General features: G+C 65.4%; 21 protein-coding genes. 8 read left to right on the forward strand and 13 right to left on the reverse strand.

The features are described from left to right. The first annotated feature begins 199 nt into the window (after positions 1 to 199). Both trhO and ACVJ19_RS41285 read left to right on the forward strand, forming a co-directional pair. Entirely contained in the window at positions 200 to 952 is a 753-nt protein-coding gene (gene trhO, locus ACVJ19_RS41280) for an oxygen-dependent tRNA uridine(34) hydroxylase TrhO (protein WP_453954787.1), read from the forward strand. Beyond that, positions 942 to 1,160 (forward strand): SlyX family protein, encoded by a 219-nt coding sequence (locus ACVJ19_RS41285; RefSeq protein ID WP_453954788.1) that lies wholly within the window; start codon positions 942 to 944, stop codon positions 1,158 to 1,160. Before trhO ends, ACVJ19_RS41285 begins: the two co-directional genes overlap by 11 nt. Positions 1,161 to 1,317: 157 nt before the next feature. Here the strand turns inward: ACVJ19_RS41285 and ACVJ19_RS41290 are convergent, their stop codons facing one another. Beyond that, positions 1,318 to 3,222 carry a sensor domain-containing diguanylate cyclase gene (locus tag ACVJ19_RS41290; protein ID WP_453954789.1) on the reverse strand — a complete coding sequence of 635 codons (1,905 nt, stop codon included), beginning with the start codon at positions 3,220 to 3,222 and terminating at the stop codon, positions 1,318 to 1,320. Positions 3,223 to 3,397: 175 nt separating this feature from the next. Then, positions 3,398 to 3,613, reverse strand: a complete 216-nt coding sequence (locus tag ACVJ19_RS41295) for a hypothetical protein (RefSeq protein WP_453954790.1) — start codon at positions 3,611 to 3,613, stop codon at positions 3,398 to 3,400. A gap of 106 nt (positions 3,614 to 3,719) precedes the next feature. Here ACVJ19_RS41295 and hemE point away from each other — a divergent pair, with 106 nt between their 5' ends. Then, entirely contained in the window at positions 3,720 to 4,754 is a 1,035-nt protein-coding gene (gene hemE / locus ACVJ19_RS41300) for a uroporphyrinogen decarboxylase (RefSeq protein WP_453954791.1), read from the forward strand. A gap of 398 nt (positions 4,755 to 5,152) precedes the next feature. Here hemE and hemC read toward each other — a convergent pair whose 3' ends face one another. From hemC to ACVJ19_RS41315, 3 genes are all read right to left on the reverse strand, one after another. Further along, complete coding sequence (hemC, locus tag ACVJ19_RS41305) at positions 5,153 to 6,133, reverse strand: hydroxymethylbilane synthase (protein ID WP_453954792.1); 981 nt, start codon at positions 6,131 to 6,133, stop codon at positions 5,153 to 5,155. 102 nt (positions 6,134 to 6,235) lie between these two features. Continuing rightward, positions 6,236 to 7,861 (reverse strand): GMC family oxidoreductase, encoded by a 1,626-nt coding sequence (locus ACVJ19_RS41310; protein ID WP_453954793.1) that lies wholly within the window; start codon positions 7,859 to 7,861, stop codon positions 6,236 to 6,238. Positions 7,862 to 7,913: 52 nt separating this feature from the next. Beyond that, positions 7,914 to 8,504: a TetR/AcrR family transcriptional regulator gene (locus ACVJ19_RS41315; protein ID WP_453954794.1), complete on the reverse strand. Its 591-nt coding sequence runs from the start codon at positions 8,502 to 8,504 to the stop codon at positions 7,914 to 7,916. A 339-nt stretch (positions 8,505 to 8,843) separates the two neighbouring features. On the opposite strand from ACVJ19_RS41315, the gene ACVJ19_RS41320 reads away from it, so the two are divergent. Continuing rightward, positions 8,844 to 9,209, forward strand: a complete 366-nt coding sequence (locus ACVJ19_RS41320) for a nuclear transport factor 2 family protein (protein ID WP_211404226.1) — start codon at positions 8,844 to 8,846, stop codon at positions 9,207 to 9,209. A gap of 12 nt (positions 9,210 to 9,221) precedes the next feature. On the opposite strand, the gene ACVJ19_RS41325 is transcribed toward ACVJ19_RS41320, so the two are convergent. Next, a complete protein-coding gene (locus ACVJ19_RS41325) occupies positions 9,222 to 10,526 on the reverse strand; it encodes a hypothetical protein (protein WP_453954795.1) in 1,305 nt (434 codons plus the stop codon). 24 nt (positions 10,527 to 10,550) lie between these two features. On the opposite strand from ACVJ19_RS41325, the gene ACVJ19_RS41330 reads away from it, so the two are divergent. Continuing rightward, on the forward strand, positions 10,551 to 12,512 hold the full coding sequence (locus ACVJ19_RS41330; RefSeq protein WP_453954796.1) for a putative bifunctional diguanylate cyclase/phosphodiesterase: 1,962 nt from the start codon (positions 10,551 to 10,553) through the stop codon (positions 12,510 to 12,512). Positions 12,513 to 12,720: 208 nt separating this feature from the next. Here the strand turns inward: ACVJ19_RS41330 and ACVJ19_RS41335 are convergent, their stop codons facing one another. From ACVJ19_RS41335 to ACVJ19_RS41355, 5 genes are all read right to left on the reverse strand, one after another. Continuing rightward, complete coding sequence (locus ACVJ19_RS41335; protein WP_453954797.1) at positions 12,721 to 13,701, reverse strand: PDR/VanB family oxidoreductase; 981 nt, start codon at positions 13,699 to 13,701, stop codon at positions 12,721 to 12,723. A 10-nt stretch (positions 13,702 to 13,711) separates the two neighbouring features. Beyond that, the gene (locus ACVJ19_RS41340; protein ID WP_211404229.1) at positions 13,712 to 14,464 is read right to left on the reverse strand and encodes a GntR family transcriptional regulator; all 753 of its coding nucleotides are present in this window, start codon (positions 14,462 to 14,464) and stop codon (positions 13,712 to 13,714) included. A 3-nt stretch (positions 14,465 to 14,467) separates the two neighbouring features. Beyond that, entirely contained in the window at positions 14,468 to 15,517 is a 1,050-nt protein-coding gene (locus ACVJ19_RS41345; RefSeq protein WP_453954798.1) for an aromatic ring-hydroxylating dioxygenase subunit alpha, read from the reverse strand. Between the two features lie 291 nt (positions 15,518 to 15,808). Beyond that, positions 15,809 to 17,455 (reverse strand): phosphoglucomutase (alpha-D-glucose-1,6-bisphosphate-dependent), encoded by a 1,647-nt coding sequence (gene pgm / locus ACVJ19_RS41350; protein WP_453954799.1) that lies wholly within the window; start codon positions 17,453 to 17,455, stop codon positions 15,809 to 15,811. 319 nt (positions 17,456 to 17,774) lie between these two features. Beyond that, complete coding sequence (locus ACVJ19_RS41355) at positions 17,775 to 18,878, reverse strand: IS4 family transposase (RefSeq protein WP_453947895.1); 1,104 nt, start codon at positions 18,876 to 18,878, stop codon at positions 17,775 to 17,777. Between the two features lie 247 nt (positions 18,879 to 19,125). Here ACVJ19_RS41355 and ACVJ19_RS41360 point away from each other — a divergent pair, with 247 nt between their 5' ends. After that, complete coding sequence (locus ACVJ19_RS41360) at positions 19,126 to 20,256, forward strand: alpha/beta hydrolase family protein (protein ID WP_453954800.1); 1,131 nt, start codon at positions 19,126 to 19,128, stop codon at positions 20,254 to 20,256. Between the two features lie 9 nt (positions 20,257 to 20,265). On the opposite strand, the gene ACVJ19_RS41365 is transcribed toward ACVJ19_RS41360, so the two are convergent. Continuing rightward, a complete protein-coding gene (locus ACVJ19_RS41365; protein ID WP_453954801.1) occupies positions 20,266 to 21,081 on the reverse strand; it encodes a response regulator in 816 nt (271 codons plus the stop codon). Positions 21,082 to 21,377: 296 nt separating this feature from the next. Here ACVJ19_RS41365 and ACVJ19_RS41370 point away from each other — a divergent pair, with 296 nt between their 5' ends. Together ACVJ19_RS41370 and ACVJ19_RS41375 are read left to right on the forward strand one after the other, a co-directional pair. Continuing rightward, positions 21,378 to 22,535 carry an acyltransferase family protein gene (locus tag ACVJ19_RS41370; RefSeq protein ID WP_453954802.1) on the forward strand — a complete coding sequence of 386 codons (1,158 nt, stop codon included), beginning with the start codon at positions 21,378 to 21,380 and terminating at the stop codon, positions 22,533 to 22,535. Positions 22,536 to 22,626: 91 nt separating this feature from the next. Next, a complete protein-coding gene (locus tag ACVJ19_RS41375) occupies positions 22,627 to 23,475 on the forward strand; it encodes an MBL fold metallo-hydrolase (RefSeq protein ID WP_453954803.1) in 849 nt (282 codons plus the stop codon). Between the two features lie 13 nt (positions 23,476 to 23,488). Here the strand turns inward: ACVJ19_RS41375 and ACVJ19_RS41380 are convergent, their stop codons facing one another. Further along, a complete protein-coding gene (locus ACVJ19_RS41380) occupies positions 23,489 to 24,379 on the reverse strand; it encodes an aldose 1-epimerase family protein (RefSeq protein WP_453954804.1) in 891 nt (296 codons plus the stop codon). Positions 24,380 to 24,393 lie beyond the last annotated feature (14 nt).

The raw sequence follows: 24,393 nt of genomic DNA on the forward strand, positions 1-24,393 counted from the left end.
GGCTTTCTTGAGGCTTTCTTGGCCGTGGATGCGCGCGCCGCGCCGTCTCGGAAAAACCGGGTCTACATGGCACATTCCGGCCCATCCGGGCAATGCTGGCATACCAGGGAAATGGCTGCCATCCGCTGGGCGTATAGACGGGAATTAACCTTCGGCCATGCGGGTTTTCTGAGCGCCGGGCGCCTGCTAAACGGGCGGCATGACTTACAAGGTCTGCGCCTTCTATCAGTTTGCCGCCCTGCCCAATTACCGCGAGCTGCGTGAGCCGCTGCGCGCGTTCTGCGCCGGCCTTGCGCTGAAGGGCAGCGTGCTGCTGGCCGCGGAGGGCATCAACGGCACCATCGCGGGCGCAGCCGAGGCGATCGACACGTTCGCCCACGAGCTCGCACACGGCGCCCTGTTCGGCGGCCGGCTGAACAATCTCGAATTGAAGTTCTCGACTGCGGAGGCGATGCCATTCGGCCGGCTCAAGGTGCGGCTGAAGAAGGAGATCGTCACGCTGGGCGATGCGGCCGCCGATCCGACGCGCCAGGTCGGCACCTATGTCGATGCGCGCGAATGGAACGCGCTGATCGCAGCCCCCGACACGCTGGTGCTCGACACCCGCAACGCCTTCGAGGTGGCGATGGGCACGTTCGAGGGCGCGGTCGACCCTGACATCAAGAACTTTGGCCAGTTCAAGGAGTTTGCCGCGCAAAGACTCGATCCGGCAAAACACCGCAGGATCGCGATGTTCTGCACCGGCGGCATCCGCTGCGAGAAGGCCAGCGCGCACCTGCTCGCCCACGGCTTTGCCGAGGTCTATCACCTCAAGGGCGGCATCCTGAAATACCTGGAAGTGGTGCCGGAGGCGCAGAGCCGCTGGCGCGGCGAATGTTTTGTGTTCGACGAGCGCGTTGCGCTCGGCCACGGTTTGCGGGAACGGGACAAGGACGCGGCACGTGACGAATGAGATCAAGACGATGAGCGAGCGCATCGACACGCTGGAGATGCGCATCGCCTATCAGGACGACGCCATCGAGACGCTGAACCAGACCATCACCGCGCAGTGGAAGCAGATCGACGCGCTGACGCGGAAGATCGCAGAGCTCGGCGAGCGGCTGCAGGAGGCCGAGGCCCATGCGCCGGGCCCCGCCAACGAGCGCCCGCCGCATTATTGAATTCTCGTGCCCCGGGCGCAGCGCAGCGCGCTTTGCGATGCGCTGCTGAACCGGGGCCCATTATCGCGGCAAGACATGCGCTGGGTCCCGGCTCAGCGCCGCATCGTTTCACGCTGCGTCGCGTCCGGGACACGATGGCTCTCAGGTCGGCCAGCTCTTACTGTCCCGACGCCCTGGGCAGCAGGGTCATGAGCTCGCCGGACATCATCAGGCGGTCGCGGCCGGCATCCTTGGCGGCGTAGAGCGCGCGATCGGCGGCCTCCACCAGCGACGCAACTCCTGCGGTTCGCTCGAAGGTCGGCCGGCAGGCCGCGCCGCCAAGCGAGGCGCTCACGCGTTTCGAAATCGGGCTCGAGGCGTGGACGAGGCCCTGCCGGTGAATGGCCTCGCGGATCCGTTCGCCGATCCGGGCGCAGCCGCCGGCATCGGTGTTCGGCAGCAGCATGGCGAATTCCTCGCCGCCGTAGCGCGCGGCCAGATCGCCGGCGCGCTGCATCTCGGCCGCGAGGATCCTGGCGATCACGCGCAGGCAGGCGTCGCCGGCGGGATGACCGTATTCGTCGTTGTAGGCCTTGAAGTGGTCGACGTCGATCATCAGCAAAGCGAGGCTGGAGCGGTCGCGATAGGCCCGCGCCCATTCCTCCTTCAGCCGCTCGTCGAAGCGGCGGCGGTTGGCAAGCCCGGTGAGGCTGTCCTCGATCGCAAGCGTCTCGAGCCGGGTTTCGAGCTGCTTGTGCTCGGTGATGTCGCGCGAGATCGCGACCACGCCATCGACACGGCCGTTGTCCTTGCGCGTTACCCGCATCGTCGATTCGAGCCAGACTTCGCCTTTCTGCCGGTGCGAGTTGCGGTAGGTGACGCGCGCCTCCTCCTTCTCGCCGCGCTTCATGGCGTCGACGAGGGCCTGGACCTGCGGCAGGTCGTCGGCATGAATGCCGGCGAGCGCGGGCGTACCCATCAGTTGATTGGCCCGCCAGCCGACGACACGGACCGACGACGGCGAAACATAGCGCAGCCGCTCGTCGAGCCCGATCCGGGTCACCATGTCGCTGGAGCCTTCGGCAAGCAGGCGGAAATGCGCTTCCTTCTCGACCAGGGCGGCCGCCATGCGCTGCCCGCGCTGCAACTGCCGCACCAGCACCGCGCCGATGATCGCGATCAGCATGACCAGCGCAAGCACGTAGAGCATGCGGGAGATCGCAGCGGCGCGCCACGGGGCCAGCAATTCGTCCCTGTCGACGGTGGCGAGCATGATGAGCGGATAACGCGCGCTGCGCTTGAAGAAGCTGACGCGCTCGGCGCCGTCCAGCGGTGACTTGAAGTGATAGGCGCCGCTCGGTCCCTGCAGGCTCGGGTTGCGAAACAACGGCTTGTCAGCGACGCTGCGTCCGACGAATTTCTCGTTGCTCGGATAGCGCGCCACGATCAGGCCGTCGCCATGCGTCAGCGCCACGGAGCTGTTACGGCCGATCTCGAACTGCTCGTAGAAATGCGACAGATATCCGGAGCTGATGGTCGCGAGCACCACGCCGCCGAAGCTGCCGTCCAGCTTGTTGAAGCGGCGCGACACGGTGACGACCCATTCGCCGTCGATCAGGCTCTTCACCGGGCGTCCGAAATGGGGCTCGCGCTTCGGCGAGAGCTGGTGCTGGCGGAAGAACGCGTCGTCGCTGAACGTCGAGCCGATCGTCCCAGGCGAGGTCAGCCTTTTGCCCTGGTCGTCGATGATGGCGAGGCTGTGGATGCGTTCGACCGACTTCGCCCGGGCTTCCAGGAGGTTTCCGAGCTTGGCAATCGTGGTGGGGTCGGTGCCATCCATCTCCAGACGGCTGACGACGCCAACGATGCCGGAATCCAGGAGGTCGAGGCTGTCCTCGGCGTGCTGCGTCAGCGAGCGCGCAACGTTCGCCATCTCGGTCTCGGCGCCCCTGAGCACCGCATCGCGCGCGGCCCACTCGCGCCAGGCGCTGACGCCGAGGATGGTCGCGCAGGTCAGCACGACGAACGCCGCCGCACGCAGCGGCAGGCGGCTCCATCCGGCTCTTTGGGTAGCGGCGCTCATGCGGCAGAATTTCTCCGATCGTTTCGGAAACTCTGCCGCTTCTCTTAGTGAACTCTGAAATCACTACCGGAATACGCGGCTATCTCCCCGCTTTCCAGTAGTCTTACGGACGCCGGGATCGGCACATCGCTAACAAGGCCTTAGCGAGCCTATCGGAATCCGGCGGCCCTCGCCGCTAGCTGAAGATCGCCTTCACCTTGTCCCAGAGCGAGGGGCTATCTGCCTCCGCATCGGCCTTGGACGGCGTCGGCTGCGTGGCGCTGACGGGATCGGACGCGGGGAAGGTGTCTTCCAGACCGGTATCGAGCTTGGCATGACGATCGGCGGCAAGCGCCTCACGCAGATCGTCGGCGTGCTTGTCGTGCGGGGCGGGATTGAATCTCTCAGCCATGATCTCCTCCTTTGGCTGGTCAACGCGACCCGATTGCGCTGGTTCCCCTGTTCCGCTCAGCGCCGGGGCGGTGTATCAGGAGCCATAACCTCGTTCAGGACCATTCGTGCCCCAGCCTGCAAAAAAGCCCTTCATCGACGTGCTCTCCGGCCAGCGCCAGCACGTCCCGCCCATGTGGATGATGCGACAGGCCGGCCGCTACCTGCCGGAATATCGCGAGGTGCGCGCCAAGGCCGGCGGCTTCCTCGATCTCTGCTTCAACCCGGAGCTTGCCGCCGAGGTGACATTGCAGCCGATCCGCAGGTTCGGCTTCGATGCGGCGATCATCTTCTCCGACATTCTCGTGATCCCCTATGCGCTCGGCCGCTCGGTGCGCTTCGAGGTCGGCGAAGGCCCGCGGCTCGAGCCGCTCGATGATCCCGCCAAGGTCGCGACGTTGGCGCCGCACGCCGATCTCGGCAAGCTTCAACCGGTGTTCGACGCCCTGAAGATCGTGCGTAGCGCGCTCGATCCCAGGACCGCGCTGATCGGCTTCTGCGGCGCGCCGTGGACGGTGGCGACCTACATGATCGCGGGCCACGGCACGCCCGACCAGGCCCCGGCGCGGATGATGGCCTACCGGCATCCGGACGCATTCTCGAAAATCATCGACGTACTGGTCGACAGCTCGATCGAGTATCTGCTGGCGCAGCTCGCCGCCGGTGCCGATGCCTTGCAGATCTTCGACACCTGGGCCGGCGTGCTGCCGCCGACCGAATTCGTGCGATGGTCGGTCGAGCCGACGCGGCGCATCGTCGAGGGCGTGCGCGCGAAGGTGCCGGATGCGAAGATCATCGGCTTTCCACGCGGTGCTGCTGCGCAATTGCCGGGGTACGTCGAGGCCACCGGCGTCAACGGCGTCAGCATCGACTGGACCGCGGAGCCGGCCTTCATCCGCGAGCGCGTGCAAAGCAAGGTCGCCGTGCAGGGCAATCTCGACCCGCTGGTGCTGATCACCGGCGGCGCCGCGCTCGACGGCGCGGTCGACAACGTGCTGGCCAATTTCGCTGCCGGTCGGCTGATCTTCAATCTCGGCCACGGCATCCAGCCGGAGACGCCGATCGCCCATGTCGAGCAGATGATCAAGAGGGTGCGGGGCTAGCGGTCGGCATCTCGGTTTGCGGCCATCCTTCGAGACGCGCGCAAGGGCGCGCTCCTCAGGATGAGGCTGGTGTTCGCGGCGAAATCCCCTGGACCCTCATGGTGAGGAGCGCCGCCTTACGGCGCGTCTCGAACCATGAGCTGAGGGAAAAGAAAGCCCTCAACAAAAACTGCGAAAACAACCCCATGCACAGTACAAATCATTGAAGAATTTCGCACGGCGCAGCTTCAGGTCCGGAAGCGACGAGGTTTGACCCGTCGGGCAAAACAGGGGCATAATGCCATCATCGCCCCCATGAGAAATTTGGTGAGAGTCTAAAGCGCAATGAGATGCGCTTTAGGTTGTTGTTTGCGCATGATCTTTCCGGAAAACCGCTTCGCACTTTTCCGGATCATGCTTTAGCGCGGGCGGCTGCGCTCGATGATCTCCGCCGCACCCTTCGCCAGCAGATCGAGACCCACGGCACGGCCGAGCTCGCGCGGGCGGTTGGCCGGGCCCGTGCGCGAGGCTTCGATGATGGTGTCGCCGGAGAGGTCGAGCACGGATGCGGTGAGCGACATCTGATCGCCGGCGATGGTCGAAAAACCCGCCACCGGCGAATTGCAGTGACCGTTGAGCACCCACAGCACCTCGCGCTCGGCATCGGCCGAGGCGTGCGCGGCGGGATCGTCGATCGATGATAGAATTTGCCGCGTCTGCCAGTCCTGCGCCGCGCATTCGACGGCGACGATGCCCTGCCCCGCCGCCGGCAGCATCTCCGCCGCGGTGAACTCGTAGGCGATCCGGTCCGCCAGGCCGACGCGATCAAGGCCCGAGCGCGCCATGATCAACGCATCCGCCGGCCCCACCGCGCCGCCATCCGGCAGGCGCTGCTTCTCGCCATTGTCGAGTTTTCGCACGCGGGTGTCGGCAGCGCCCCGGAAGTGGATCACTTCGACATCGGGAAACAACCGCCGCGCATAGGCGGCCCGGCGCACCGCGTTGGTGCCGATCTTAAAACCCTTGCCGCGGGACTGGCGCAGCGCCTCCAGCGTCACGCCGTCGCGCAGCACCAGCGCATCGCCGGGCGGATCGCGCGACAGCGTGGCGCCGATGACGAGGCCGGGCGTGTCCTCGTTGCCCGGCATGTCCTTCAGCGAATGCATCGCCGCCTGCAATTCGCCCGACAGCACGGCGGCTCGGATCTGCGCCACGAAGGCACCGCCCTTGCCGCCATGCGGCAGCAGCTTGCTGGTCTGGTCGAGATCGCCCGTCGTGTCGAACTTGACGATCTCGACATCGAGACCGGGCACGGCGGCAGTCAGGCGGCGCGCAATCTCTTCCGTCTGTGCCAGCGCCATCGCGCTCTTGCGGGTGCCGATCTTCAGTCGCGTAGCCAAGCCGTTGTCCTTTCGAGAGGCGTAGTTTTGTTTGAGCATGATCTGATCGGAAAACCGGTTCCCACTTTGCGCTAACGCGGCCCTCCGGGTCCGGATCATGCTCTACCGCGCATCCTCCAATATCATGTCGGAGGCCTTTTCGGCGATCATGATGATCGGCGCGTTGGTGTTCCCCGAGACGAGGTCCGGCATGACCGAGCCGTCGACGACGCGGAGGCCTTCGAGCCCCCTCACCTTCAGCCGTTGGTCCACCACCGCGAGCGCGTCGTTGCCCATACGACAGGTCGAGGTCGGATGATAGATGGTGCTGCCGCGCTCGCGGCAATAATCCAGGAGCTCGGCATCCGTGGATACCTTCGCCCCGGGATCATACTCGTTGACCACGAACGGCTTCAGCGCCGGCGCACTCAATATCCTGCGCAGGATCTTCAGGCCCTCGACGTTGGTGGTGCGGTCGGTCTCCGTGGACATGTAGTTGATGCGGATCTCCGGCGGCACGGTCGGGTCGGCGCTCTTGATGCGCAAGGAGCCGCGGCTCTCGGGACGGAGCTGGCAGATCGAGGCGGTGAAGCCGGAGAAATCGTGCAGCTTCTCGCCCATCTTGTCGGTCGAGAACGGCAGGAAGTGCACCTGGATGTCGGGCGAAGCGAGCCGCGGGCTGGTCTTGAAGAATGCGCCCGCGGTGCCGGCCGCAATCGTCAGCCAGCCCTTGCGGAACAGCGCATAGCGCGCGCCGGCGAGCGTGCGGCGAAGCGGATTGTTGACGGTGTCGTTCAAGGTGATCTTCTGCGAACAGCGCATCACGATGCGGACCTGCATGTGGTCCTGGAGGTCGTGGCCGACGCCCGGCGCGTCCAGCACCACATCGATGCCGTGCTTGCGCAGGAGATCGCCAGGGCCGACGCCGGAGAGCTGCAAGAGCTGCGGCGAGTTGTAGGCGCCGCTCGACAACACGACCTCCTTCCGCGCCCGCGCGCGGCGCAGTGCAGCGCCTTGACGATATTCGACCCCGACGGCGCGACGTCCCTCGAACAGCACGCGCTGGCCGAGCGCCTCAGTCTCGATCTTGAGATTGCTGCGCGTCCGCGCGGGGCCGAGATAGGCGACCGACGTCGAGGCGCGGCGGCCGTTACGCGTCGTGGTCTGGAACAGGCCGACGCCTTCCTGCGTCGCGCCGTTGAAGTCGGGATTGTAGGGCAGACCGGTCTCGACGGCGGCGTCCATGAAGGCCCTCGACAGCGGATCGGTGACGATCATGTTGGAGACCGGCAGCGGCCCACCCGTGCCGTGATACTGATCCGCACCGCGCGACTGGTTCTCGGCCTTCTTGAAGTAAGGCAGCACGTCGTCGTAACCCCAGCCGGCATTGCCGAGCTGGCGCCACCGATCGTAGTCCTCGTGCTGGCCGCGGACATAGAGCAGGCCGTTGATCGAACTTGACCCGCCCAGCGTCTTGCCGCGCGGCTGGAACACCTGGCGCCCCTTCAGCTCGGGCTCAGGCTCGGTCTGGTACATCCAGTTGACGGACTTCTCCTTGAACAGTTTTCCGTAGCCGAGCGGCACGTGGATCCAGATGTTGGAATCCTTCGGGCCGGCCTCGAGCAGGAGCACGCTATGCTTGCCGCTCGCAGACAAACGGTTCGCGAGCACGCAACCGGCTGAGCCGGCGCCGACGATGATGTAGTCGAATTCGGGATCGGTGGGTGCGAGAGAGGAATTTGCGTTCATGCGCTACTGTTCTTCTTGTTGTGTGGGCGTTTCCGGTTCGTCAGTAGCACAATCATGCGCGGAGGCGCAGCGCCTCGACCAGCGACTTGAACGCACGGGCATATTCCGCGCCCGCCCTTGCGATGTCGGCGCGTCCGGCGCAGGCGACCGCGGCCTCCGTCACCGCGCCGAGCAGCAGCCGCGCCAGCGGCTCGACCGGCTGCCGCGCGATCAGGCCCGCCTCCATTGCTGCGGAAAGCGCACGCGGCATCTTGCCGCCAAAGTGCTGGGCGTCGATCTCGCGCCAACGCTCCCAGCCGAGCACGGCGGGACCGTCGCGGAGGATGATCTGGCCGGTCGGGCCCTTGGCGGTCGCGGCAAAGTAATGCTGGGTGCCGGCGACCATCGCGGCGAGCAAATCCTTCTCGGCCCGCGCGGTGCGATCGATCTCGGCGACGAGGTCGCGCGAGACCTGGTCGAACACGGCTTCGAACACCGCCTCCTTGGTCTTGAAGTGATGATAGACCGCGCCCTTGGCGACGGAGGCGCCTTCCGCGATCTCGTCCATGGTGGTGGCGGCAAAGCCTTGCGTCCCGAACAGGCGGCGCGCCGCCGTCAGGATCGCCTCCGATGTCGCCGCCCGCCGCTCCGCCTGTTTCGCCATGAGTCCTCATCTGGAGCCGCGGGTTTGCTCAACCTCTCCCGCTTGCGGGAGAGGCATAGGCCGCCTTCGGCGGCCGTCTACTTAGGAACGCCGAGGCGCCGCCTCGGCTATGGCGAAGCGCCGGGTGAGGGCTCTCTCCTCTTGGGGGTTCTTCATTGCGGAGGCACCCCCACCCCAGCCCTCCCCCGCAAGCGGGAGAGGGGGCCGACCTTCTTCGCGGACGCACCTCAATTTGATCAAGTGAAGCTCTAATCGAATTTGCCGCGGGCGGCCAGTTGACTTTTCGACTATCGGTCGGTATTTACCGACCATCAGTCGGTTTTAATTGTGAGGTGCGCCATGCCCAGCCGTGACATCGTCGAAGCCTTTGCGAAGCGGCTGGAGGATGGTGACTTCGTCGGCGCGATCCTCGACTACTACACCCCGGACGCCGCGACCTATGAGAACCTCGCCGCGCCCGTGGTCGGGCGCGACAAGCTCGCGGACAAGGAGCGCGGCGTGCTGGCGGCGTTCAAGGAGGTCACTGCCGTGCGCCTCGGCCCGAGCCTGATCGATGGCGACATTGTCGCCAGCCGCTGGAAATTCTCCTTCACCAACGCCGAGGGCGTGACGCGGACGCTGGAGGAGATCGCGTGGCAGACCTGGCGAGGCAATGAGATCATCGAGGAGCGCTTCTTCTACGATCCGAAGCAACTCGGACGCTGAGCAGGATTGCCCCTATCGGTACAGCATGACCACGGCCATGCCGACGAGAGGCGCAAGAAACTGAACGGCCTGCCATGCAGAGCCGTTGATGGACCACCGTCCGTAGACGATAGTGCCGCCGGGCTGCGATGACGATCCGGCCCGATCCCGGAAGGCTTTCCATCGCGCCTCGGCGGGCCTGAGAAAATCATCGGGCTTGACCGTCATGTCGGCGCTGTTCAGCACCACCTGCATCATCTCGCCCTTCGGGCAGAACATGGCTTCTGACCCGGGTGGCGCAAGGAAGCTTCGCTTCGACGCGATGTGCTGCTCATAGAAATCCTGACCGACCATGACGGCAGCAGCATACGGACTGACATACGGCACCCCCGACATGCCAGGGACCTCGAGGTGGCCCACCCCGCGCACCTCCTGCCAGGGGATGAAAAGACCCTTGAGCCATGGCCTGTGAAACCGGATGCCCGCGGCAGACATGGAGACGACTGCCCGATCCGCATGGAAGTGCCGGTAGGACGAGAACGCGATCCATCCCGATCCCAAGTAGAGCAACATCCAGCCGAAAACATTCAGCGATGGGTTCACGAGATGGCTCCAATAGAGACTGCGCATGGCGCCGACATAGCTGGAGCCGCCGGTCGACCCGCCGACCATCAGGCTGATGCCACCGATGAGAGCGGAGAAGATGATCAGGACAAGGGCGCCGATCAGCAATTCCAGAAGCAGAGGCAGGCCGGACCGTCCGATCAGGGTCGTCAGTGCATAGCCTGCGAACGCCAGACCCAGGAGAGCCAGATAGACGGCGGCCAAAACCGCTCCATTCTGGCCACGGCTCTCGGCGTGAAGCACGACCGCAAGGCCGGCGACGCAAGCCCACATGGCCCAGGGAACCCGGTCCATCCGCCACTTGTCCATCGTGTATTCGACCGTTGCCGAAACATCGGCTGAAGGCTCGCTCATGGACAGGCCCTCGGGATTTCGAATGCATCCAGTGCCGACACCGCGCACGGTGGCCTGGTCGGTCCACGAACGTATCACGCGATCGGGGGGCGTCTCGATCCGGCCGGGGTGCGGCAAAAAGCCGATCGGGGAGCAGTTCTTCCGGGTCCCGAAGCCGCTCTGCGAGGAGGCAGACAGCTTCCTTGCCGCCACCGAACAGGCCATGTGCCACAGGCGTGACGCATAGCACCGCATTTGTATCGATTTGTTATCGATACCTTCCTTTGAACACGCAGAAGTGGTCGCGACCACCCCGGCAAGCGTGGATAATTCATAGTTCGTCAAAGGTTTGCGGAGAATTCTCCGGATCGAGCCGGACAAACGGCCCTGCTGCTAGGCTCTTGAATGCGGACTCAACTGACCAGCTATTTCGCGCGGCTGTTCGCCGGCGATCTGTCGGTGTTCGGCGGTCCCGCAACGGACGAAGCCGTGGCGGGCCACATCCGCGCCGAACAGATGTCGCTGGTGCTCGGCTATTCGGTCGGCATCATGCTCGCCAACGCCTGCAACGCCATCGTGCTGGCCATCGCGCTGTGGTCGTCACCGGACAGGACGTTCGCCCTGATCTGGGCGGTCGCGGTCGCCGCCGCGGCGATCGCATTCGGCCTGCAATCCCACGCCGCGCGCCGCATCACCAAGCCGCACTTCGTCTCGCAGCGTGCCATGCATCGGCTGGTGCGCAATGCCTTTCTGCTCGGAGCCGCCTGGGGCATCGTCCCGGTCGCCTTCTTCGCCAATGCCTCGACCGGCGGCCAGCTCGTCATCACCTGCCTGTGCTCGGGAATGCTGGCCGGCGGCGCGCTCGCCTTCGCCACGATCCCGATCGCGGCGATCGCCTTCACGGCCCCGATCTTCGGCGGCATCGCGATCTGCCTCGGCAGGAACGGCGACCTGGCCTTCCTGCTGATCGCCTTCCTCGTCGTGGTCTATGGCAGCGTGCTGCTGCGCGGCGTGTTCATCAATTCGTTCTCGTTCGCGCGGCGCGTGATGCGGCAGATCGAGGCGGAGCGCACGGTGCGGCAGGACCCGCTGACGCAACTGCCCAACCGCTTCGCCTTCAACGAGACGCTCGATGCCGCGCTCAAGCGCCTCGCGCTGTCGGGCGAGGAGTTCGCGGTGCTGCTGCTCGATCTCGATCGCTTCAAGGAGGTCAATGACAAGCTGGGCCATCCCGCCGGCGACGAATTTCTGGTGCAGGTCGCAGGCCGCCTGCAGCGCTGCACCCGCGCGGCCGAGCACGTCGCGCGCATCGGCGGCGACGAGTTCGCGGTGGTGATGGCCAATCTGGCGCGGCCCGAGGATGCGCTCGAGATCGCCGAGCGCTTCGTTGCAGCCTTCGACGAACCGTTCCAGATCGAGGGCCGCCAGATCGTCGGCGCGACCAGCGTCGGCATCGTGCTGGCGCCTCGCGACGGCACTATGGCGCTCGACATCATGAAGAACGCCGATGCGGCGCTCTATCGCGCCAAGAAGGCGGGACCGGGCACCGTCTGCTTCTTCGAACAGGCCGACGACAGGCAGTCCCGCGACCGCAAGGCGCTGCAAGCGGACCTCGAGGGTGCCATTGCGCGGGACGAGCTGTTCCTGGTGTTTCAGCCGTTCCTCGATCTCGACGAGAACCGCATCACCGGCTTCGAGGCGCTGCTGCGCTGGCAGCATCCCTCGCGCGGGCTGGTGCCGCCAAGCGAGTTCATCGCCATCGCCGAGGAGACCGGGCTGATCCACGAGATCGGCGAATGGGTGATCCGGCGCGCCTGCGCGACGCTGGCGGACTGGCCCGAAGACATCAGGGTCGCCGTGAATTTCTCCGCGTCGCAGTTTCACAGCACGGCCATCCTCCAGACCATCGTGCAGGCACTCGCCGATGCGAAGGTCTCTCCGAGCCGGTTCGAGATCGAGATCACGGAATCGATGCTCCTGTCGAAATACGGCTCGGCCGCCTCGATCCTGAACGCGCTGCTGCAACTCGGCGTCACCGTGGCGCTCGACGATTTCGGCACCGGCTTCTCATCGCTGACTTACCTGCGCAAGCTGCCGTTCAGCCGCATCAAGATCGACCAGTCCTTCATCCGCGACATGCTGGTGCAGCCGGACTGCGCCGCGATCGTGAAGTCGGTGATCTCGCTCGCGCGCGACCTCAACATCGCCGTGGTCGCCGAAGGCGTCGAGACCGCCGACCAGCTCGAATATCTGCGCGAGATCAGTTGCGACGAGGTGCAGGGTTATCTGATCAGCCGGCCGGTGGCCGCCGACGGCGTGCTGGCGCTGCTGAATACGAAGAAATACCGGGCGATTTACGCGGCGTAGGTGATCGAGTCCAACTGCCGACCACAAGGGCGGTGAGCTCCCTCCCCCGCTTGCGGGGGAGGGCTGGGGAGAGGGTGTCTCGACGGAGAGATTCCCCAAGAGGAGAGAACCCTCACCCGGCGCTTCGCGCCGACCTCTCCCGCAAGCGGGAGAGGTGGAGCCTGCGGCCGCTGTCGATTCCCCTAACGGAGTCTCGCTCCGGGCCGGCTCAGACCGCATCCGCCCGCAGCAGCGTGTCCACGGTGATGGTACCCCGCGCGCGGGAGACGCAGGCGCAGATCTTCTGGTTGCTCTGTTTCTGATGGTCGCTGAAGAAGACGTCGCGATGGTCGATCTCGCCGTCGACCGCGACCACGTCGATGGCGCAGAGGCCGCATTCGCCGCGCTTGCAATCGTACATCACCTCGTGGCCACTGGCGTTGAGCACGTCCAGCATCGAGCGCTCGCGCGGGACTTCGAGCTCGACGCCGGAGCCCTTCAGGCGCACGCGAAAGGTTTCGGTCGGCAGCGTGCCGCTGGAGCCGAAGGTTTCGTAGCGGAGATCGGGCAGCGGATGGCCGGCGCCGATCCAGGCATGGCGCGCGGCGTCCAGCATGCGCATCGGGCCGCAGAACAGCGCCAGCGTGCCTTGCGGTAATGACGCGAACAGCGCATCGAGATCGAGGCGTTTGCCTTCATCGCTGGCATGTACGACCAAGCGCTCCCCGAGCATCGCGGCGAGATCGTCGAGATAGGCGGCCTCAGTGCGCGAGCGCACGGCATAGTGCAGCGTGACGTTTGCCCCGCGCCGCGCCAGCGCCTGCGCGGCGCCGAGGATCGGGGTGATGCCGATGCCGCCGGCGATCAGGCAATAGTTTTGGCGTGCCCAGTCCACCGCAAGCAGCGAGGCGGGCTGGGTGATGTCGAGCCGCGCGCCCGGCTGCAAGGACCACATGTAGCGCGAGCCGCCACGGGAATCATCAGTGCGGCGCACCGCAATTCGAAGGCCGTGCGGAGAGGCCTCGCCGACCAGCGAATAGGACCGCGTCTCCGGCTGGCCGTCGATGGTCACGCTGACATTGATGTGGCTGCCGACCGGATAGGCCGCACCGTCGAACTGATCGGGGCGGATCAGGAATTCGCGGATGCCGGGCGCAAGATCGCGCGTCGAGACGAGCGTCGCCGGGGTCCAGGTTTCGATGAAGCGCATGGTGACTGCCTCAGTCGGTTGCGGTCTTGATCAGCGCGAGCGCCGGCAGGAGGTCGAGATGGGTCCGGTTGCGGAGCGCAAGCCTCAAGTTGCGAACCGCAAGCCGCGCATGTTCGCGCATGATGGCTTCGGCGCGCGCGCCTTCGCGGTTCTCGATGGCGTCGATGACGACGCGATGGTGCTCCTGGCCGATGATCAGGATCTGCTGCGCTTCCGGCAACGCCGATTGCGCCATCACAAAACCGCTCGGGGAAGCAAACGGCAGCGCCGAGGCGCGGTCGATCTGCCGGATCAGCGGCGGGCTGCGCGACAATTCCGTGAGCACCGCGTGGAAGCGTGCATTGAGCGTGACGTAGGACGAGAAGGCCTCGATCGAGATCGGCACCTGGCGCAGCAACTCGTCGATCGCAGCGAGGCATTCCTTCAGCGGCTCGAGCTCGCGCGCGGAGACACCGCGCTCGGCGGCGAAGCGCGCAGCGAGGCCTTCCAGCGTGCCGCGCAGCTCGATGGAGTCGGAGATGTCGCGCTCGGAGAAGGCCTTCACCATGAAGCCGCCGGAAGGGATTGCCTCCAGCAGGCCCTCCTCCTCCAGCCGCACCAGCGCCATGCGCACCGGCGTGCGTGAGGCGCCGGTGGTCTCCACCGCCTGCAGCTCGGAGATGCGCTCGCCGGGACGCAAGGAGCCCGACAGGATCTGGTCGCGCAGCGCCAGCTGCGCCTTCACGGTCTGCGAGATGGAGCGATCGACCTCACGCTCGGCCATATCCTACTCCGCAGCCTGGAGGTGCGGCGGCGGATTTTCCTTCGCCACCATCCTGTCGATCAGCTTGCGCGTCCACATCGCGCCGGCATCGATGTTGAGGTTGTAGAAGACGCGATCGGGATTCTCGTCCATGGCGCGCTGCTGCGCTTCCAGGATCAGCTCGTCCTCGCGGAAGATGCCGGAGACTCCTTCGCGGATCTCGGTGGTGATGCGCTGCTCGCCGATCTGGTAGTTGCGGACGAAGGCCCAGAAGTAGTGGCAGGTCTTCTCGGTCTCCGGCGTGATGGTGTTGAGCACGAAACCGTTGACGCCCTGCGAGCGATCGCCTTCCGGCGCGCCGGTGCCCGTCGGCGCCACGCCGACGTCGATGGCGATGGTGCACGGCGCCTCGAAGCGGATGATCTGCCAGCGGTCGACGAGGCCGGGCTTGCCGAGCTGCTTGGCCCAGAACGGCGGCGCCTCGATGCCGCGCATCCAGCGCGTCACCGTCACGGTCTTCTCGCCATGGGTCACGTCGAACGGAGCTTCGGCGACCGCGTCGTTGCCGATGGAGGAGCCGTGCACAAAAGTCTCGTGGGTGAGGTCCATGAGATTGTCGAGCACGAGGCGATAGTCGCAATTGACGCGGATGGTCTTGCCGTCGCCGGCCCAGGCCGGATCGTGATTCCAGTGCATGTCGGGCACGAGCGCGGGATCGGCCAGCGCGGGATCGCCCATCCAGAGCCAGATGTAGCGATGGCGCTCGACCACGGGGTAGGCGCGCACGCAGGCCGACGGGTTGATGGTCTCCTGCGAGGGCATGAAGGTGCAGCGCCCCTGCGCGTTGTATTTCAGGCCGTGATAGCCGCAGACGACCGTATCGCCCTCGAGCCGGCCCTTGGACAGCGGCACCAGGCGGTGCCAGCAGGCGTCTTCCAGCGCAGCCACCGAGCCGTCGGCCTTCCGGTACATCACGATGTGCTTGCCGCAGATCGTCCGCGGCAGCAGCGCCGGCTTCACCTCGGCGTCCCACGCCGCGGCGTACCAGGCGTTCATGGGGAAGGGCTTTGTCATTGGTCTCACTCCCACGGCTTATGTATGCGTTATGTATACAATAACTGAGGGATGGAATTGTTCAAGGCCAAATATGTGTATTATAATACCTATTCTAAGTGCGATGTATACAATACGATCCCCACTGTCATTCCCCGCGAAAGCGGGGAATCCAGTACGCCGCGGCAGACATTGGGTTCACACAACTTCCGCCGCGGCGTACTGGATCGCCCGCCTGCGCGGGCGATGACGCCGGAGGATACGCGCCCCCTCCCCGGGAGGCGTCCGAGAGCAACCCCCGCCTCGTGCGTCCTACGCCGCGAACACCTTGGCCAGCCCCGCCTGCGCCTCCCCCTGAATCCGCTTCAGGTGCTCAGTGCTGCGGAAGCTTTCCGCATAGATCTTGTAGACGTCCTCGGTGCCGGACGGCCGTGCGGCGAACCAGCCGAAATCGGTCTCGACCTTGATGCCGCCGAACGGCTGGCCGTTGCCGGGCGCCTTGCTCAGCGTCGAGCGAACCGGATCGCCGGCGAGATCCCTCAAGCCGAGCTGCTCGGGCGTGACCGACTTCAAAATGTTCTTCTGCGGCCCGGTCGCCGCAACGTCGATGCGCGCGTAATGGGGGACGCCGAGCTCGGCGGTGAGGTCATTGAAGAGCTGACTCGGATCGCGGCCGGTCTTGGCCATGATCTCGGCAGCGAGCAGGCCGAGGATGATGCCGTCCTTGTCGGTGGTCCACACCGTGCCGTCGCGCCTGAGGAACGAGGCGCCCGCACTCTCCTCGCCGCCGAAGCCGAAGCCACCACTGACGAGCCCGTCGACGAACCATTTGAAGCCGACCGGGGTCTCCACCAGCTTGCGGCCGAGCTTCTTGGCGACGCGGTCGATGATCGAGCTCGACACCACGGTCTTGCCGATTGCAGCACTCTTGCCCCAGTCCTGACGGTGCGCGAACAGATAGGAGATCGCGGTCGCAAGATAGTGGTTCGGATTCATCAGGCCGCCCGTGCGCGTGACGATGCCGTGGCGGTCGGCGTCGGTGTCGTTGGCAAAGGCGACGTCGAAGCGGTCGCGCATGCCGATCAGGCTCGCCATCGCATAAGGCGAGGAGCAGTCCATGCGGATCTTGCCGTCCCAGTCCACCGTCATGAAGCGGAAGGTCGGGTCGATCGCCTCGTTCACGACGGTAGCCTTGAGGCCATAGCGCTCGATGATCGGATGCCAGTAATGCACAGCGGCGCCGCCGAGCGGATCGATGCCGATCTTGATGCCGGCCGATTTGACGAGGTCGAGATCGACGACGCTGCCGAGATCGGCGACATAGGGCGTGATGAAGTCGTAGGCATGCACGTTCGCGGACTTCTTCGCCTTCGCGTAGTCGATGCGCTTCACGCCCTTGAGGCCGTCGGCGAGATAGGCGTTGGCGCGCTTCTCGACCACACCGGTCACGTCGGTGTCGGCCGGGCCGCCATGCGGCGGATTGTATTTGTAGCCGCCGTCCTCCGGCGGATTGTGCGAGGGCGTGATGACGACGCCGTCGGCAAGGCCCGAGGTGCGGCCCTTGTTGTAGGTCAGGATCGCGTGCGAGATCACAGGCGTCGGCGTGTAGCCGCCGTCCTTGTCGATCATGATGTCGACGCCGTTGGCGGCGAACACCTCGACGGCGCTCACCAGCGCCGGCTCGGCCAGCGCATGGGTGTCGATGCCGATGAAGAGCGGGCCGGTCAGGCCCTTCTCCTGTCGGTAGTCACAAATCGCCTGCGTCGTCGCGAGGATGTGGCCCTCGTTGAACGTGTTCTTGAACGAGGTGCCGCGGTGGCCGGAGGTGCCGAACGCCACCCGCTGTGCCGGATCCGCAACATCGGGCTTGCCCGCAAAATAGGCCGTCACCAGCCGCGGAATGTTGGTGAGCGCGTCCGGCGAGACCTGCTTGCCCGCCGCGGGATGAACATCAGCCACTGAATTATCCTCGTCTTTGTCGTGAGTGCGGGACACCATAGCATCGGCGGGGCCCCCGCCAAATGCACAACACGCGCGAGGGGGAAGGCGTTCCTTGAATGTGACGACGCCACAAACTCCGCTGTCGTCCTGGCGAAAGCCCATGGGCGCTAAAATAGTTGCATTGCTTGATAGCGACGTTTTCGTCTTGGTGGTTCGTGTAGATGCCGTCCGAGCGTGGAGCGAAGTCTGCGCAGGCAAGCAATCGCGGGTTGGGGCATGATTGCTTGTCGGAGGGAGGCGACGAGTTGGCGGAGCAGACGCCAGGTCCCTGGACGGGTCAGGCGGCCTCGGCCAAGCGGGGAGAGTCCTCGAGTTCGTCGACGAGTGGCTCGAGCAGGAGAATGATCAGCAGATGAGCGAGGATGTGGGGCCTGGCGGACCGCTCGTCAGTTCCGGGAGGGCCCTTCAGGCCAATCAAACTCTTGAGCCGCTTGAAGCCGAGTTCAATGCGCCATCGCAGCCGATAGAGGGCAAGGACATCGCTCGTTGAGAAGTCCTCCGGTGCGAGCGAGGTCACCAGGATCACCCAATCTGCAGCGTCAAGTGTTTGCCTGGAGAGCTGGTGGCCTCCCTTTTGGGCCGTTCGGCGCGCCTTGCGTCGTGCGACCGCGGCCGCTTGCGCCGGCTTCTTGACGGCAACCAGACGCAGAGCGAGCAGCGGTGCGCCAGACTTGCGTTTTATCCAGATCGGTCGATCGATCAGGCCACATGCCGAAGCCTTGCGCAGTTCGGCCGTCAGATCGACCAGACCACCTTTGGCATCAACCCAACGCGCGCTCTTCCAGCCGGACCGGATCACGAAGTCCGCGCCGGCATCGACGAGACGTGCCATGCGCTCCGGTTGCAGATAAGCGCGGTCGCCAAGACGGATTTCGCCGGCAATCACCGGTATCCGGTCCAGCGTCTCGCCCGCTCGCTGATCGGTCAGCTCGAAGTGACCAAAGCGCTCCTGCGGAAGATCGAACGCGCTGTGTATGCGCCACACCGCGTTCTTGTTCCTGCCGCTCGTCCCAGCCTTCGGGACCGTCGTGGCGTCAACAATGCGGATCAGGCGGCCGTGGCTCGCCTTCGGCGCACCGCTCGCCAGTGCTTGGCCTATCAACTTCGCCAGCCAATCTCCGCACTGACGCAACCGATACAACAGAGCCACGTTGGAGATATCGACAAGGCCCACCGACGTGGCCCATGCCGCCGTCAACCGCAGACCTCGCTCGCCAAGGCAATACGCCAGGATCAAGCGCAGCAAATCCACCGCATTGCTGATTTCCCGCGGGCGGACAAACGCCTTCGTCTCGCGCGCGCTAACGTTGAGCGCTTCGGCGCCGCCAAGCCGGGCGACAACACGCGCCCAGTCCTCGTTCACAAGCGATTCGTGTGCCATCCCAATTTGGAATCACAAGCCAATCCAATGCGCAAATCCTATTTTAGCGCCCATGGGCGAAAGCCAGGACCCATACCGCGAGGTCCATCCGTGGAGTTCGACAGCCGTACCGACCACGAGCCTTCGTCAAACGACGGGTTGGGGTAATGGGTCCTGGCTTTCGCCAGGACGACGAGAAGCAGTGTGCCTTGCCCGCGCATCCCCAGGATCGTGCTATGCTCGCCACCACCGCCCCTCGAATCGTCCCATGATCCCTTCGCGCAAGCTGCTGCTGCTGATCGCCGGCCTTGTCGTGGCCGGCGCGCCGGCGCGGGCTGCGGAATTCTACACCGAGGATCTGCGCATCCCGATGACGGAGGCGGGGCCGCAGGGGCTGGAGGCGTTCCTGGTGCGGCCGGCGGGGACGAAGCGCTATCCGTTGGCGCTGCTCAGCCATGGCTCGCCGCGCAAGTTCGATGACCGCGCGACGATGTCGGCGCACAAATATTACGGCATCGCGCTGGAATATGCCCGGCGCGGCTTTGCCGCCTTGATCGTGATGCGGCGCGGCTACGGCACCTCGCCCGGCGGCCGCGTCGACAGCGTCGGCGGCTGCGCCAATGCCGCCTATTTGCCGGCGGCGGCGGTTGCGGTCGCCGATTTGCGCGCTGCGATCGACGCGATGGCACGGCGGTCCGACGTCACGACATCCGGCATGATCGCGGCCGGCCATTCCGCCGGCGGACTCGCCACCGTCGCGCTGACGGCGCAGGCACCGACCGGCCTCGTCGCCGCGATCAGCTTCGCCGGCGGCCGCGGCTCGCGCGACGACGATGACGTCTGCAACGAGGATGGGCTGGTGCAGGCCTTCGCCAGCTTCGGCAAGACCTCGCGCGTGCCGATGCTGTGGGTCTACGCGACCAACGACAACTTCTTCGGACCCGATCTTGCGCGCCGGCTCTATGACGGGTTTCGCGGCAATGGCGGCACCGCAAAATTCGTCGCGGCGCCGGCTTACGGCGACGATGGGCACTATCTCTATTCCGTGGCCGGCCGCCCGCAATGGACGCCCTACGTCGACGCGTTCCTGCGCGAGCGTGGGCTGAACCACGACATCCTGAGCCCGCCCGATCCGCTGCCGCCGCCGAGCCAGCTCAACGAGGCCGCGCGCGCCGAGTTCGCGCGCTATCTCGCCAGCACGCTGCCGCACAAGGCGTTTGCGGTGTCGCCGAACGGCGGCTACGGCTGGCGGTCGGGGCGCACGACCGCCGAGGACGCCCAGCGCGATTCGCTCGCCGCCTGCCTGAAATGGTCGGCGACCTGCACGCTCTATGCGGTCGACGACCGGCTCGCCGGGCCGGCGAAGACGTCAACGGACCAGAGCGCCCGCGCGCGATAGCCGATTGAGCTAGAGCCGCTCGCTGAGCGCGAGCTTGTAGCCGACACCGGTGACGGTCGCGATCACGGGCGTGCCGCTGCCGACGAGCTTGCGGCGCAGCCGCGCCACCAGCGCATCGACGGTGCGGATGTCGACCTCGGCCTGGCGGTTGCTGACGACCTCGATCAGATAGTCGCGGCTGAGCGGCCGGCCGTCGGCGCCGACCAGCGCGGCGAGCAGGTCGAATTCGGCGCGGGTCAACGCCACCGGCTTGCCATCGGCGCCGAGCAGCTCGCGCCGCGTCAGGTCGATGATCCAGTCTCCGAAGGCGATCGAGTTATGGTTGCGCGCCGCCTTGCGGTCGATCGAGCGCCGCCGCAGCACGCTGCGCGCGCGCGCGAGCAGGTCGCGCAGATTGATCGGCTTGGTGACGTAATGGTCGCCGGCGATCTCGAGGCCGAGGATGCGATCCACATCGGTGTCGCGGCGGGTCACGAAGATGATGCCCGCGTTGCTGGTCGCCTGGATTTCCTTGGCAAGCTCGAAGCCGTCGCCGTCAGGCAGCTGCACGTCGAGGAAGACCAGATCGGTGCGCGAGCGCAGCGCTTGCCGGCACTCCGCGCAGGAGCCGGCGCCGATCACGTCGAAATTGTTATCGTTGAAATAGCCGACCAGCATCGTCCGCGTCACCGGATCGTCTTCGACCACGATCAGGCGCTCACGGCCTGCGGGACGCAAGTCCTGACGTGCGGAATCAGCCACGATGTTGGATGTCCTGTGTGCGTGCGACCCGGCCTGGAAAGTCACGTCGTCGCGCAACGCACTGCCATGTGAACGAACATTCACAGCTGGTTCGAGCCCCCGAAAATTGCCTGACGAATACTAGGCGTATTGTGCTGCCCAAACAATATTGGTCACGATCTCGCCGTATTAAGTATGAATTACCCCACACTTCTCATCCGGCGCACCATCACCCCGCATGGTCCGTGCGAGCGCCGCGACGCCAACTTGATATCGCCGATCCCGCACACCCCGTTCCGGATTCAACCGCCGGTTAACGTAAAGAATGCCTTCGGCTTCGGGAAAGCCGGCCGCGCCTCTATGGTCCCGCCTGCAGATGGAAAACCGAAGGAGCAGGCGTGATGCAGGGGCAGCCCCGGTCAGTTGCCGGTCGAACCGAGAAAGTTGCAACGCCCTTCGGTCGTTCGCACAGCCTCGACTTCCTGCGCGGTCTTGCCATCGTCGGCGTGATGGCGATCCACGTCTCACAATCCTTCCCATCGAACATCCGCGTCGTCGACTTCGCCTTCATGTGCGGGTGGACCGGCGTCAACGTATTCTACTTCGTCAGCGCCCTGACGATGTGCCTGATGTGGACGCAGCGCACCGAAACGAATCCGACGCGGAAATTCTACATCCGCCGCTTCCTGCGAATAGCGCCGCTGTTCTGGCTCGCGATCCCGCTCTACCTCGCCGTCAACGGCACGGGCCCGAGCGCCAACGCGCCCAACGGCATCGGGCCGCTCCAGGTGATCCTGACCGCGACGTTCCTGCACGGCTTCTGGCCAGACAGCGTCAACAGCGTCGTGCCGGGCGACTGGTCGATCGCCGCGGAGATGACGTTCTATGTCCTCTTCCCGCTCCTGATCACCGCGTTCGGCGCGCGCCGCCACCTCTATCTCGTACTCGCGATCGTGCTGCATCTCGTCAATGTCTGCCTGTTCAAGCCGTTCGCCTTTGCGCTGTTCTCCGCCTATTACGGGCCGGGCAACGAAGCCTTCGTGTGGAATGCGCTCCACATCAGCTTCCTGAACCAGCTTCCGGTCTTCCTCGTCGGCTGCGCCCTGTTCTTCGCGCTGCGCGACGGCTTCGCGAAGTCGGACGCCGCGATCCTCGCCGCCTTCATCGCGCTGTCCTTCATCGCCGATCGCGCGACCGGCTCGCACGAGTTCAACTATCTGATGATCAATCTCGTGCTCGGCGCGCTGGTTGCTGGCTGCATTCGCCAGGCGATCTGCTGGTCGCCGATCGAGGCGCTCGGCCGCAATTCCTATTCGATGTACCTGTCGCACTTCGCCGTCATCTACGGCCTGCGCCAGATCTGGCCGCTCGCGGACGGGCCGGTCTCGCTTCTCATCGCCTATGCCGTCACCGCCGCGCTCAGCTATCTCCTCGCGCGCGCGACCTGGCAGCTGGTCGAACGGCACGCGCAGGATCTCGCGCACCGCCTGACGTCCGCGAGATCGGATCGGCCAACCGTGCGGACGACCCTGGCCGCCACTGCGACTGGCATGCACTGAAACGCTGCTCCATTCAGGTCCGTCTGACGCGACTTGCCTCGCTGTCGCGTTCGACTCTACTGTGAAAACTCTTCACGCTGGAGTAGACGCCATGGAAGTCATATTGCTCGGCACCGGCGGCCCACGACCGGACCCGCGCCGCATGGCGACGACCACGCTGATCAGGTTCGGCGAGGAGAACATCCTGTTCGACGCCGGCCGCGGCGTCATGGTGCAGCTCCACAAGGCCGGCGTGCCGCTCGGCGCCATCAACACGGTCTTTCTCACCCATCATCATTTCGATCACATCGGCGATCTCTACGATGTGATGCTGAATTCATGGATGCATGGTCGCAAGGACGATCTGCGCATCTTTGGGCCGCCGGACACCGAACGGCTGGTCAACACGCTCGTCACGCAGGTCTACGACAAGGACATCGCCTGGCGCGATCAGGGCGAGCCGACCTTCGGCGGCTGGAAGCCGGTCGTCGCGACGGACATCATTCCCGGCCCCGTTCTCGACACCGGCCGCTGGAAGATCAGCGCCGAGCTAGTCTCGCATGGCGACGGCCTCGACATGTCGCCGGCGTTCCTGGCGCGCTGGATGTGTCTCGGCTATCGCTTCGAGGCGGAGGGGAAGGTCATCGCGATCTCCGGCGACACGGTCCCCTGCCCCGGTCTCGAGCGGCTGGCCGAGGGCGCCGACCTGCTGGTGCAGGTCTGCTTTCTCGCAACACCGGAGATCAACAACGAGCACTTCCGCCGGCTGGCGAAATACACGATCGCCTGCGGCGACACCGTCGGCAAGGTCGCGGCCAAGGCCGGCGTCAAGAAGCTCGCGCTGACCCATCACCGGCCGCGCACCGATGATGCCATGCTGAATGCACTGCTCGCGGATGTGCGACAGGATTATTCGGGTCCGGTCGTGCTCGGTGAGGACCTGACACGGATCGAGGTCTGAGGGATCGTCGATCTCAGGACGATGCGACCTCGATCCGGAACGACAATCGCTCTTCCGCACCGGGCGCGATATGCATCAGGCCGGGCTTGTCGCTGAACTCGCCGTCGAATCCGGCGGGGCTGGCATGGCCGCGCCAGGGCTCGATGCAGAGGAACGGCGCGCCTGACGGTTTCGACCAGACACCGAGCTCGCGAAAGCCGCGCCATGACATTTTGAGCCAGGGCCCGGTCGATGTGCCCCCGCCTGTGGCAAAGCGGACCGAGTTGCTCTCGATCCGGTCGAAGATGATGGCGTCGTCGACGAACAGGGACTCGGACAGAGGCAGCACCGTGCCCTTGACGGGAGTCGCCTCCGCTGCCGCACGCAGCAAACCGCCGTCGAGGCGGCGGACGGGAGACGACTCTGCGTTCGCAAAGGTGAGCGCGTAGCTTTCCTTGGGCAGACCGGGCTGAAGCGGCCAGTTGAAGGCGGGATGGCCGCCGAGCGAAGCCGGCAAGATTTCCTTGCCGGTGTTCGCAACCGTAAGCGAGAGGTCGAGACCGGTCTCGTCGATCGTGTAGATGGCTGTCAGACGGAACGCGAACGGATAGAGCGCCCGCGTCGTCTCGTTGTCTTCGAGCACCAGCACGCAGCGGCTTTCGCCGCGCTCCGCCCACTGGAAGCGGCTGTCGCGCGCAAAGCCGTGCTGCGTTAGCCGGTACGTCTTGCCCTTGTGCTGCAATTCGTCGTTGGCGAGACGACCGACGATCGGAAACAGCAGCGGCGCGTGGCGCGGCCAAGCCGGCTCGGCCTGCCAGACGAATTCGACCCCGGCGTCGCTCCTCAGCGAGCACATTTCGGCGCCTTGCGCCTTGATGGTCGCGGTCAGCCCGCCGCTGCGGATCGTGTACGTGTCGTCGGTCATGACAATCTCCATGG

Source organism: Bradyrhizobium sp. USDA 376 (genome assembly GCF_054063675.1).

Coding starts and splice junctions, on each gene's coding strand:
- ACVJ19_RS41375 (WP_453954803.1), top strand. CDS start 22,627: ATGGAAGTCATATTGCTCGGCACCGGCGGCCCACGACCGGACCCGCGC.
- ACVJ19_RS41340 (WP_211404229.1), bottom strand. CDS start 14,464: ATGGCCGAGCGTGAGGTCGATCGCTCCATCTCGCAGACCGTGAAGGCG.
- ACVJ19_RS41380 (WP_453954804.1), bottom strand. CDS start 24,379: ATGACCGACGACACGTACACGATCCGCAGCGGCGGGCTGACCGCGACC.
- ACVJ19_RS41335 (WP_453954797.1), bottom strand. CDS start 13,701: ATGCGCTTCATCGAAACCTGGACCCCGGCGACGCTCGTCTCGACGCGC.
- ACVJ19_RS41370 (WP_453954802.1), top strand. CDS start 21,378: ATGCAGGGGCAGCCCCGGTCAGTTGCCGGTCGAACCGAGAAAGTTGCA.
- ACVJ19_RS41310 (WP_453954793.1), bottom strand. CDS start 7,861: ATGAACGCAAATTCCTCTCTCGCACCCACCGATCCCGAATTCGACTAC.
- ACVJ19_RS41360 (WP_453954800.1), top strand. CDS start 19,126: ATGATCCCTTCGCGCAAGCTGCTGCTGCTGATCGCCGGCCTTGTCGTG.
- trhO (WP_453954787.1), top strand. CDS start 200: ATGACTTACAAGGTCTGCGCCTTCTATCAGTTTGCCGCCCTGCCCAAT.
- ACVJ19_RS41295 (WP_453954790.1), bottom strand. CDS start 3,613: ATGGCTGAGAGATTCAATCCCGCCCCGCACGACAAGCACGCCGACGAT.
- ACVJ19_RS41290 (WP_453954789.1), bottom strand. CDS start 3,222: ATGAGCGCCGCTACCCAAAGAGCCGGATGGAGCCGCCTGCCGCTGCGT.
- ACVJ19_RS41345 (WP_453954798.1), bottom strand. CDS start 15,517: ATGACAAAGCCCTTCCCCATGAACGCCTGGTACGCCGCGGCGTGGGAC.
- ACVJ19_RS41330 (WP_453954796.1), top strand. CDS start 10,551: ATGCGGACTCAACTGACCAGCTATTTCGCGCGGCTGTTCGCCGGCGAT.
- ACVJ19_RS41315 (WP_453954794.1), bottom strand. CDS start 8,504: ATGGCGAAACAGGCGGAGCGGCGGGCGGCGACATCGGAGGCGATCCTG.
- ACVJ19_RS41355 (WP_453947895.1), bottom strand. CDS start 18,878: ATGGCACACGAATCGCTTGTGAACGAGGACTGGGCGCGTGTTGTCGCC.
- ACVJ19_RS41320 (WP_211404226.1), top strand. CDS start 8,844: ATGCCCAGCCGTGACATCGTCGAAGCCTTTGCGAAGCGGCTGGAGGAT.